The sequence below is a fragment of the Serratia sp. LACPHL-BACT-2024-00286 genome (genome assembly GCF_043109535.1).
GTDB classification, from domain to species: domain Bacteria; phylum Pseudomonadota; class Gammaproteobacteria; order Enterobacterales; family Enterobacteriaceae; genus Serratia; species Serratia sarumanii.
The window spans coordinates 620,252-630,440 of record NZ_JBICNA010000003.1 but is presented as its reverse complement, the minus strand read 5'-3'; the positions used below and the strand labels follow the sequence as shown (position 1 = coordinate 630,440).

Below are 10,189 nucleotides of genomic sequence, written 5' to 3'. Positions count from 1 at the left end.
AAAACAACAAGCCTCATGCGAAAGCATGGGGCTTTTTGTTTTGTCTGTTATCTGGCGTTCTGCTCGAGCATGGCCATGCGAAAGGCCCGTCGGGAACGGGCCTTAACGCCGCGTGCGGCGGCCCCGGAGGGGAGAGTCTCAGGATGAGACGAATTGTGTAGGACAAATCCGCCGGGAGCGGATTTGAACGTTGCGAAGCAACGGCCCGAAGGGGGGCGGGCAGGACGCCCGCCATAAACTGCCAGGCATCAAACCAAGCCGAAAGCCCTGAACTGACGTTCAGGGCTTTCGGCTATGCGTAAAACGGAAAATCCCCGTTGCAATCCGCTTCAGCTTTCAGCGTGCGGTTTAATATTCATCACAAATTCCGCGCATTGTCCCTCCAAACGCCAGATATTCTTCGTCCGCTATTAAGTTTGGCTGTTAACTTATAAATAACAATAAAGTAACAACCAGAGCGGCAGGACGCCGAATTTCATCATTGCTATGGCTCGGAGAAAATACCATGACAGAAACAACCTCGGTTCTTGAGGATGAACGCGGCGTCGAACAGGGGGCGCTGGATAACAAAAAACGCATTTTTGCCATCGTCGGGGCTTCATCAGGCAATCTGGTGGAGTGGTTTGATTTTTACGTTTACTCCTTCTGCTCAATCTACTTTGCCGCCTCATTTTTTCCGGCGGGCAACAGCACGACACAACTGCTGCAAACTGCCGGTGTGTTCGCCGCCGGCTTCTTTATGCGGCCGATCGGCGGCTGGCTGTTCGGCTACATTGCCGATAAACACGGCCGAAAAAACTCAATGCTGCTTTCGGTCTGCATGATGTGCGCCGGATCGCTGGTGATCGCCTGTCTGCCGACGTATGAGTCGATCGGCAGCTGGGCGCCGGCGCTGCTGCTGATCGCGCGATTGTTCCAGGGGCTGTCTGTGGGCGGCGAGTACGGCACCAGCGCCACCTACATGAGCGAGGTGGCAATCAAGGGGCGGCGCGGCTTCTACGCATCGTTCCAGTATGTCACGCTGATCGGCGGGCAACTGCTGGCGCTGCTGGTATTGGTGATCCTGCAGCAGATATTGTCCGGCGAAGAGCTGAAGGCCTGGGGATGGCGCATCCCGTTTGCCTTGGGGGCCGTGTTGGCGGTGGTGGCGTTGTACCTGCGCCGTTCGCTGAATGAAACCTCCGATGCGAAAACACGTAACCACCAAGATGCCGGTTCGCTGACGGGGCTATGGAAAAACCGCAAGGCGTTTGTGATGGTGTTGGGCTTTACCGCCGCCGGTTCACTGACCTTTTACACTTTTACCACCTATATGCAGAAATATCTGGTGAACACCGCCGGTATGGACGCCAAGCTGGCCAGCGCCATCATGACCGCCGCGCTGTTCGTCTTCATGTTGCTGCAGCCGGCGGCAGGCGCGTTCTCGGACAAAATCGGCCGTCGCAGCTCGATGCTGATCTTCTCGGCATTGGCCACCCTGTTGACGGTGCCGATCCTGTTCGCCCTGAAAGGGGTGAGCAACCCCTTTATGGCGTTCGGCCTGATCGTACTGGCGCTGTTCGTTGTCAGCTTTTACACCTCGATCAGCGGGCTGCTTAAAGCCGAGATGTTCCCGCCGGAGGTGCGTGCGTTAGGGGTAGGCTTGTCTTATGCGGTAGCGAATGCCCTGTTCGGCGGTTCGGCGGAATATGTCGCGCTGTCGCTTAAATCGTTCGGCGTGGAAAATGCCTTCTTCTGGTATGTTTCCGGCATGTGCCTGCTGGCGTTGCTGGTCTCACTCCGGCTGCATCGCAAAGGCAAGGAAATACAGCTGTAATAAAAACCCCGGCCTTGGCCGGGGTCAGAGTAGATCTTACAGGATACGGCTAATCAACCGATCGATGCGGATACGCCGTAGACGGCGAATCAGCTTGCGCACCTTGATCGGGTACTGCTGAATGCTTTGCAGCTCCTGATAATGGCCGACCACGGTGGTGTGAGTGCGGATGCACTCCAGTTCTGTTTGCCGTTGCTCGCGCATTTCCTGCTTGGGATCGTGGATCAGAATGGCGTTTTCCAGATCCAACCGCCAGGCGCGCGGGTTGAGGTTATTGCCGGTAATCAGCTGCCACTCTTCGTCAACCCACATGCCTTTCAGATGATAGCTGTTATCGCCATCCTTCCACAGACGCACGATCAGCTGCCCGGTGTCGATATAGCGCTGCAAGCGGCTCAGAAAACGGCGCAGGTTGATCTCGTACAGGTAGGGCAGCGCGCCGATGATTTTGAACGGCTGGTCTTCCGGAATATAGAAGTCGTTGGCGGTCTTGTCGCCGACGATGATCTCCACCTGTTTGCCCTGGCGCAGCAGATAAATGATATTGCGCACCAGCAGCGCCGGCAGGTTGAAATAAGGGGTGCACAGCGTCAGTTTCTGGTCGGCGCACGACATCAGGTGATGAATGGTTTTATTCAGCACGCTTTGCTTGCCAAGCCCAACCAGCGGCGTCACCGCCAACTCATCGTTGCCGGCCTTGCCGCGGAAGTGATAGCCGGCGCGGCGCAGGGCGAAACGGAACAGGCGGGTCTCGTTTTTGATCTCCGGGCTTTTCGGCCGATCGCTGCGATCGAGGCGCTGTACGGCGCCGGCGGTGAGCAGATGCTGCTTGATGTAATCGATCAGGGTATCGGCCAACACCTCGTTGGTGATCAGCTGGTAGCGATCGTAACGGTATTTCTCATGCTGATGCAGATAAACGTCGTTGATGCTGGCGCCGCTGTAGATCACGGTATCGTCGACCACAAAGCCCTTCAGGTGCAGTACGCCCAACGCTTCGCGGGTATTGACCGGCACGCCGTAGATAGGCACCGACTGCTCGGGATGTTGGCCGGCCATGGCGCAGTACCAGTCGGCGTTGGTATTGGCGGCAGCGGCGCCGATGCGGCCGCGCTGTGCGCGGTGCCAGTCGACCAGCACGCAGATTTCCAGCTCGGGCCGCCGCTGCTTGGCTTGATACAGCGCGTTGAGGATCTCGCGCCCGGCGTCGTCATGCTCCAGATACAGGGCCACCAGATAGATGCGTTGGGTAGCGTTGGCGATGGCGTCCAGCAGCGTGGTGCGAAAATCGGACGGCGCGTACAACGTACGAACATCAGCAACCGTCTGGGGGAGTTTGGGCAGTTGTGCAAGGTGTTGTTGATGTTTGCTACGTTTAAATTTTGACAACATCACAGTGCGTTTCTTCTCTCATGATTGATGGCCGGAACGCCACAGGCATAAAAACATTAAACCGAATAATCGGGCGATAATACCATTAGTTGCCTCGATTGTGCGTATGTTTTGGCGTTAAGTGGTGGATTCGTAGCGCATTGCGACGCAGGTCACTGCGCGTCGGCGGCCTGCAGCGGCAGCGTCAGATTGACGATGCCGTCCTCAAGCTGCACCTCAATGCCAAAGCCCAGCCGCTGCGCCAACGCGATCATGCCGCGGTTATTCGGCATGGTGATGCCGCTCAGACGGGTCAGGCCATGGGCGCGCGCATAGGCGATCATTTTCTCCAGCAGCTGGCGGCCCAGGCCCAGGCCTTTCAGGTCGGAACGCACCAGCACGGCGAATTCGGCGTCGGTGTTGTCCGGATCGGACAGCGCGCGGGTCACGCCGATGATCTCGTCTGCGCGCACCGCCACAAAGGCCATTTCTCGATCGTAGTCGATCTGCGTCATGTTGGCCAAATCGTCATGGGTAAACTCGTTGATCTCGCTGAAGTAGCGATAATAGAGGTCTTCCTTGGTCACCCGATCGATAAAATGCTTCAGCGCCGGCTCGTCTTCCGGCAGGATCGGGCGGAACAGGCATTGGCTGCCGTCTTTCAACGCGATGGTTTCTTCCAGCTCATGCGGATAAGGGCGAATCGCCAGCCGCGCCTGCGGATCGCCGCTGAACGGCGCGAGCTGCATCGAAACGTCCAGCAGGGTGAATTCGCTGCCGGAGGCCAGCACCGGGTGAATATCCAGCCGGGCGATCTCCGGGCAGTCGAGGATCAGGTTGGAGACCTGCACCAGCAGGCGGCTCAGCCCGGGGATATCCAAAGGCCGCAGCGCGCTGCGGCCGCGGATCTTGCCGCCTTTCACCGCCTGCAGCACCAGATAACGCGCCAGCGCCATGTTCAGCGGCGGCAGCGCGACCGCCACCTGATTTTCCTGGCGCCACTCCACGCCGCCTTCGCCCAGCATGATCAGCGGGCCGAAAATCGCATCCTGCTCCACCGCGATGCGCAGCTCCTGGGCGCCGGCACGGTTGGCCATGCTCTGCACCAGCAGGCCGTGAATGCGTGCCTGGGGGTAGGTGCGCTTCACGCGGTCGAGGATCGCCTCCGCCGCGCGCTGCACTTCGGTCGCGGTGCGCAGGTAGAGCATGACGCCCTGAACTTCCGATTTGTGCGGGATATCCGGCGAACGCAGCTTCAGCGCCACCGGGTAGCCGATCTGTTCGGCGATGTGTACCGCTTCGGCGCTGTCTTCGGCGATCCAGGTCGGCAGGGTGCTCAGGTCATAGGCCTGCAGGATGGATTGCACCTCGTGGGTATCCAGCTGGGTGGCGCCTTCGGCCAGCGCCTGATGGATCAACCGGTGGGCGTCGGCGGTGTTGGCGGTCAGGCCGATCGGCAGCGCCGGCGTCTCTTTCAGCTGCTTCTGATTGCGGCGGTATTCCACCATATGCATAAAGGCGGTCACCGCGCCTTCCGGGGTGCGGTAGGTGGGAATGGCGGCCTCGGTAAACAGCCGGCGCGCCTCTTGCGAAGAGTATTCGCCGCACCAGTTGGTCAGCAACGTGATGCGCTTGCCGCGCGCATGGCGATGCAGCGCGTCGATCAGCCGTTCCGCCGTGGCGGTGCCCGGCGCCGCCGCGCTCGGCGCGTGGATCAACAGCAGCGCGTCATAGTCGTGGCTGTCGAGCAGCGCTTCGATTGCCGCCAGGAAGCGCTGCGGCGTGGCGTCATCGCGCAGGTCGAGCGGATTGCCGGCGCGGATGAAATCCGGCAGCGCGTCGCTCAATGTTGCCAGGCTCTCATCGCTCAGCGTGGCCAGCTTGCCGTTGCGTCCGAGCAGTTCGTCCAGCGCCATCGCCGCCGGCGCCGCCCCGTTGCTGACGATCATCAGCCGCTCGCCGCGCAGCGGATGCATATGGCTGAGGGTTTCCACCGCCGAGAACAGCTCGTGGGTATCCTGCACGCGCAGCAGGCCGGCGCGCTGGATGGCGGCGTCATAGGCGGCGTCCAGCCCCAGCTGGCTGTTGAGCAGCAGCTGCGCCTGTTGGCTGCGGCCGCTTTTGATCACCAGAATGGGCTTGTTGCGTGAGGCGCTGCGCGAGGCGGAGAGAAAGCGCCGTGCGTCGCTGATGTTTTCCAGATACAGCAGGATGGCGCTGGTCTTGCTGTCGCGCGCCAAAAAGTCGAGCAGGTCGTCGACGTCGATATCCAGGCTGTCGCCCAGCGCGATGAAGTAGGAGAAACCGACTTCGCGCTGCTGCGCCCAGTCGAGAATGGTGTTGGCCACGGCGGCGGACTGCGAGATAAACGCCAGCTTGCCCTTTTGGATCGGCACCGGCGAGAAGCTGGCGTTGATGCCCTGCCACGGCGCCAGCAGCCCCAGGCTGTTGGGCCCTAACAGCCGCATGGCGTAGCGCTGTGCGCAGGCCTTCAGCTCGGCGAACTGTTCCGGCGGCGAAGAGAGCACGATGGCGGTTTTGCAGCCGCGTTGGCCCAGCGCTTCAATCAGCGCCAGATTGCGTTTGGCGTGGGTGCAGATGATCGCCAGATCCGGCGTCAGCGGCAGGCTGGCGACGTCGGGGTAGGCCATCACGCCGCATACCGCCTTGTAGCGCGGCGTGACCGGCAAGATGGGCCCGCCGAAACCGCCGGCCAGCAGGTTGCTCATCATCAGGTTGCCGGCGCGGCCGGGCTGCTGCGACGCGCCCAGCACGGCGATCGACTTGGGACGTAGTAGCGCTTCTAACCCTCGCTGGCTCATGCACGGCTCCTTTTGGCAACGTTACGCCTGATTTTAGGCGCTTTCTGGCTACATTGCTGTGACCGGTGCCTCCGGCCGGGTCGGTTTTCCCGCCAGATACTGTTGACGGAAATAGCGGAAATGCTGATTCAATCCGTCGGCGGCCGGCAGATCGCCCGCCTGTTGCAGCAGGGCGGCGGCCACTTCCGCCGTGCAGTGTTGCTCGGCGCGGCTGGCTTCGCGCAGCTGGTAGTCCGATGCCGCGTCGACGTTGAGGGAAAACACCGGGAATTGATTGAGGTACGGGCTTTTACGGAACATTTTGCGCGCTTCCGCCCAGGTGCCGTCCAGCATGATGAACAGCGGCGGTTTGCCGCCGGCGGGCAGCTCGCTGAACACCGGCCGTTCGGCGTCGGCGTAGGAAGCGGGGAACACCACATAAGGCTGCCGCGCCGGATCGTTGATGGCCGCCAGCAGGGCCGGATCGATCTCGGTGCGTGACCAGAGAAACGCCTGGGTGTCCGGCAGGATATCGGCGATCAGGCGGCCGGTGTTGCTGGGCTTGAGCGGCTCGGCGCCGAACATGATCAGGCAGAAACGGCTGCCGGCCTGCTGCGGGCGAATGGTGTCGCACAGGCAGTTTTTATGCGGTAGCAGGCAACCCTGACAACGCGCCACCCGGCAACCGCGCGCCAGAAAAGGGCGGGTGGCGCGGTCTAAACGGAATTGGCGCAGGCGAAGTACGGCGTTGTCGGTCATAACGATCCTGGGGAAAAACCGCCATTGTAACGCAGAAAAAAGCCCGCCGGGAGGGGCGGGCTCGATCGCGGCACGTTCGCGCGCGATGGCGGGATACGGCCTATACTTGCCGAATCACACTAACTCGTTGAGCCAGTTGTCAAACGGCGCTTTCGGCATCGCGCCGTTGAGCATATCGACCATTTTGCCCTGACGGAACACCATGATGGTCGGGATGCTGCGGATGCGGAAACGGGCGCTCAGCTCCGGCTCGGCTTCGGTGTTCACTTTCACGAAGCGCACTTTGCCGGCGCGCTCTTCGGCCACGTCTTCAAAGATCGGCGCAAAGCTGCGGCACGGGCCGCACCACGGCGCCCAGAAATCGACCACGACCGGCAGATCGTCCTGCAGCAACTGGTCCAGCGTGGCGGCGGTGGCGTTGATCACTTCACCGTCGAAGAGCTCATGGCCGCAGCGGCCGCATTTCGCGTTGTCCGCCAGACGCTCTTCCGGCACGCGGTTGGTGGCATTGCAAGCTGCACAAACTGTATTCATGTTGACCTCGGGTACAGAGAAAGCATGGTCCCCGCAACGCGGTTGCGGAGATGTTTCTTTAATGCTGACAATTATCGGCAAAACCCGGCGCATGAACAATGAGGTTTGTTCAATGGATGTGATAGTTGGGAGCTTTTAGCGCAAGTTGGTGGCTTCGTGCACCAACATCAGGTAATCTTCGCGCCCTGCGCGTTGGTGGAGAAGACAATGAACGATTCATTTAGTGGCAAGAACGGTAAAGTCAAAGTGATGTACGTCCGCAGTGACGACGACAACGGCGACGACCGCAACAAGAATAAACGTCCGGCCGGCAAAGGCCGTCCGGCTGACGGTGCGCGCTCAGGCCGCACCGGTCAAGACAAGGCGCGCGGCGGCAACGATCGCCGCGGCGCCGACTCCCGCCGCAGTGAAAGCGATCGTCCTCGCCGTCCGGCGCGCTCTGAAGATCGCGGCGGCAACGAGTCGCCGTGGAGAACCGTCTCGCGCGCGCCGAATGAAGAGCCGGCGTTCGATCACGGCGGCATCAGCGGCAAAAGCTTTATCGATCCTGAGCAACTGCGCCGCCAGCGCGCGGAAGAAACCCGCGTTTACGGTGAAAACGCCTGTCAGGCGCTGTTCGCCAGCCGCCCGGAAGCGATCGTGCGCGCCTGGTTCGTGCAGTCGGTCACCCCGCGCTTCCGCGAAGCGCTGCGCTGGATGGCGGCCAACCGCAAGGCTTACCACGTGGTGGATGAGGAAGAGCTGGCCAAGGCTTCCGGCACCGAGCACCACGGCGGCGTGTGCTTCCTGATCAAAAAACGTCAGGGTCTGGACGCGCAAACCTACCTGAAAACCGCCCCGGCGACCGACTGCGTGCTGGCGCTGGAAGAAGTGGGCAACCCGCATAACCTGGGCGCCATCGTCCGTTCGTGCGCCCACTTCGGCGTCAACGGCGTGCTGCTGCAGGATCCGGCGCTGCTGGAGTCCGGCGCGGCGGTGCGTACCGCAGAAGGCGGCGCTGAGCACATCAAGGCGATCAACGCCGACGATTTCCTGTCGGTGCTGGATACCTTCCGCAAGGCGGGTTACACCATCGTTACCACCTCCAGCCATAAAGGCACCGCGCTGGCGCAGGCCAAGCTGCCGGCCAAGATGGTGCTGGTGCTGGGCCAGGAACGCGACGGTCTGAGCGACAGCGCCTGGCAGCAGGGCGACATGAACGTCTCGATCGGCGGCACAGGCAAGGTGGAAAGCCTGAACGTTTCCGTGGCGACCGGCATTCTGCTGGCGGACTGGTGGCGTCAGAATCAGGCGTAATCTTTTCTACGTCGGATAAAAAACGGGCGCCCCAGGGCGCCCGTTTCGTTATTGAAGCTTAGTGAGCGCCGCCGCCCCCACCGCCGCCGGAGCTGAACGGCGGTTTCGCCACCCACACCAGCGCCAGCAGCACCAGGAATACCCCGGCCGACAGCCAGAAGATCTCGTTGGCGGAGATGATCAGGCCTTGCGCGGTGATCTCGTTGGCGATGTAGGCCGACGCCTGCTGCTTGCTCATGCCGAGCTGCTCCAGCTGCCGGTACATCTCCTGCGACTGCGGGTTGTACGGATTGACGAACTCCGTCAGCTGCGAATGGTGCTGCGATTCGCGCTGCGTCCACAGGGTGGTGGTGATCGAGGTGCCGATCGAACCCGCCAGCGTCCGCGTGAAGTTCGACAGGCTCGACGCCGCCGCCATGCGTTCCGGCGGCAGGCCGGACAGCGTGATGGTGGTCAACGGCATGAAGAAGCAGGCGATGGCGAAGCCCTGAACGAACTGCGGCCAGGCGGACGCGCCGAAGTCCATGCCCGGTTCAAACGTATAGGCGCGCCAGTAGAAGCACACGGCATACATGATGAAGCTGAAGGTCACCAGCCGGCGCATGTCGAGCCGGTTGCCGAACTTACCGATGATCGGCGACAGCAGCACCGGGATCAGCCCGACCGGCGCCGACGCCAGCCCCGCCCAGGTGGCGGTATAACCGTATACCTCTTGCAGCAGCTGCGGCAACAGCACGATGGCGCCGAAGTACAGCATGTAGGCCAGGCTGATGCACAGGCAGCCGATGGTGAAGTTGCGCGACTTGAACAGCGACAGATCCACCACCGGATGGTCGTCCGTCAGCTCCCAGACCACCAGGAACAGCAACGCCACCACCGCCACGACGGTCAGGGTGATGATCTCGGTCGAGTTGAACCAGTCCAGCTCCTTGCCCTGATCGAGCATCACCTGCAGCGAACCGATGCCGACGATCAGCAGCACCAGGCCGACGGTGTCGATCGGTTTGATCTCGGTTTTGGTTTCTCGCCCCTTCAGCGTCGCCATCGCCGCCACGATCACGAAGGCGCCGATCGGGATGTTGATGAAGAAGATCCAGCCCCAATGGTAGTTGTCGCTGATGTAACCGCCGAGGATCGGCCCGAAGATCGGCGCGACGATAACGGTCATCGACCAAAGCGCCAGGGCCATCGCCCGCTTGGCGGGCGGGTAGTTGTTCAGCAACAGGCTCTGCGACAGCGGGATCAGCGGCCCGGCCACCACGCCCTGGATCACGCGGAAGAAGATCAGCATGCCGAGGCTGTTGGAGATGCCGCACAGCCAGGAGGCGAGGACGAACAGCGCGGTGGACCAGAGGAACAGCCGCACTTCGCCGATGCGCTTCGCCAGCCAGCCGGTGATCGGGATCGAGATGGCGTTCGCCACGCCGAACGAGGTGATCACCCAGGTGCCCTGCGAGTTGGAAGACCCGAGGTTACCGGCAATGGTGGGGATCGCCACGTTGGCGATGGTGGAGTCCAGCACCTGCATGAAGGTCGCCATGGCGAGCGCGACCGTCATCCAGGCGAGCTGGGCGCCTTCAAGCGGTTTCTGTGGCAAGATGGCCTCCCGCGC

At 61.6% G+C, this 10,189-nt stretch carries 7 protein-coding genes; 2 read left to right on the top strand and 5 right to left on the bottom strand.

Features of this window, described 5'->3' with window-relative positions; genetic code table 11:
- Window positions 1-505 precede the first annotated feature (505 nt).
- Window positions 506-1,816 (top strand): MFS family transporter, encoded by a 1,311-nt coding sequence (locus ACF8MC_RS12705; RefSeq protein ID WP_033654343.1) that lies wholly within the window; start codon window positions 506-508, stop codon window positions 1,814-1,816.
- A gap of 36 nt (window positions 1,817-1,852) precedes the next feature.
- On the opposite strand, the gene pssA is transcribed toward ACF8MC_RS12705, so the two are convergent.
- From pssA to trxC, 4 genes are all read right to left on the bottom strand, one after another.
- Window positions 1,853-3,208: a CDP-diacylglycerol--serine O-phosphatidyltransferase gene (pssA, locus tag ACF8MC_RS12700; protein WP_033649759.1), complete on the bottom strand. Its 1,356-nt coding sequence runs from the start codon at window positions 3,206-3,208 to the stop codon at window positions 1,853-1,855.
- A 152-nt stretch (window positions 3,209-3,360) separates the two neighbouring features.
- Complete coding sequence (locus ACF8MC_RS12695; protein ID WP_060706798.1) at window positions 3,361-6,009, bottom strand: bifunctional acetate--CoA ligase family protein/GNAT family N-acetyltransferase; 2,649 nt, start codon at window positions 6,007-6,009, stop codon at window positions 3,361-3,363.
- Between the two features lie 48 nt (window positions 6,010-6,057).
- Window positions 6,058-6,747, bottom strand: a complete 690-nt coding sequence (locus ACF8MC_RS12690; RefSeq protein WP_033635710.1) for a tRNA-uridine aminocarboxypropyltransferase — start codon at window positions 6,745-6,747, stop codon at window positions 6,058-6,060.
- A 114-nt stretch (window positions 6,748-6,861) separates the two neighbouring features.
- Window positions 6,862-7,281: a thioredoxin TrxC gene (gene trxC / locus ACF8MC_RS12685; RefSeq protein ID WP_004928868.1), complete on the bottom strand. Its 420-nt coding sequence runs from the start codon at window positions 7,279-7,281 to the stop codon at window positions 6,862-6,864.
- Window positions 7,282-7,488: 207 nt separating this feature from the next.
- Here trxC and ACF8MC_RS12680 point away from each other — a divergent pair, with 207 nt between their 5' ends.
- On the top strand, window positions 7,489-8,577 hold the full coding sequence (locus ACF8MC_RS12680; protein WP_004928870.1) for a tRNA/rRNA methyltransferase: 1,089 nt from the start codon (window positions 7,489-7,491) through the stop codon (window positions 8,575-8,577).
- A 58-nt stretch (window positions 8,578-8,635) separates the two neighbouring features.
- On the opposite strand, the gene emrB is transcribed toward ACF8MC_RS12680, so the two are convergent.
- Window positions 8,636-10,174: a multidrug efflux MFS transporter permease subunit EmrB gene (gene emrB, locus ACF8MC_RS12675; RefSeq protein WP_033635708.1), complete on the bottom strand. Its 1,539-nt coding sequence runs from the start codon at window positions 10,172-10,174 to the stop codon at window positions 8,636-8,638.
- Between the last annotated feature and the right edge of the window lie 15 nt (window positions 10,175-10,189).

Excerpts from the sequence above, each read along its gene's own strand:
- ACF8MC_RS12705 (WP_033654343.1), top strand. The coding sequence starts at position 506 with ATGACAGAAACAACCTCGGTTCTTGAGGATGAACGCGGCGTCGAACAG.
- pssA (WP_033649759.1), bottom strand. The coding sequence starts at position 3,208 with ATGTTGTCAAAATTTAAACGTAGCAAACATCAACAACACCTTGCACAA.
- trxC (WP_004928868.1), bottom strand. The coding sequence starts at position 7,281 with ATGAATACAGTTTGTGCAGCTTGCAATGCCACCAACCGCGTGCCGGAA.
- ACF8MC_RS12680 (WP_004928870.1), top strand. The coding sequence starts at position 7,489 with ATGAACGATTCATTTAGTGGCAAGAACGGTAAAGTCAAAGTGATGTAC.
- ACF8MC_RS12695 (WP_060706798.1), bottom strand. The coding sequence starts at position 6,009 with ATGAGCCAGCGAGGGTTAGAAGCGCTACTACGTCCCAAGTCGATCGCC.
- ACF8MC_RS12690 (WP_033635710.1), bottom strand. The coding sequence starts at position 6,747 with ATGACCGACAACGCCGTACTTCGCCTGCGCCAATTCCGTTTAGACCGC.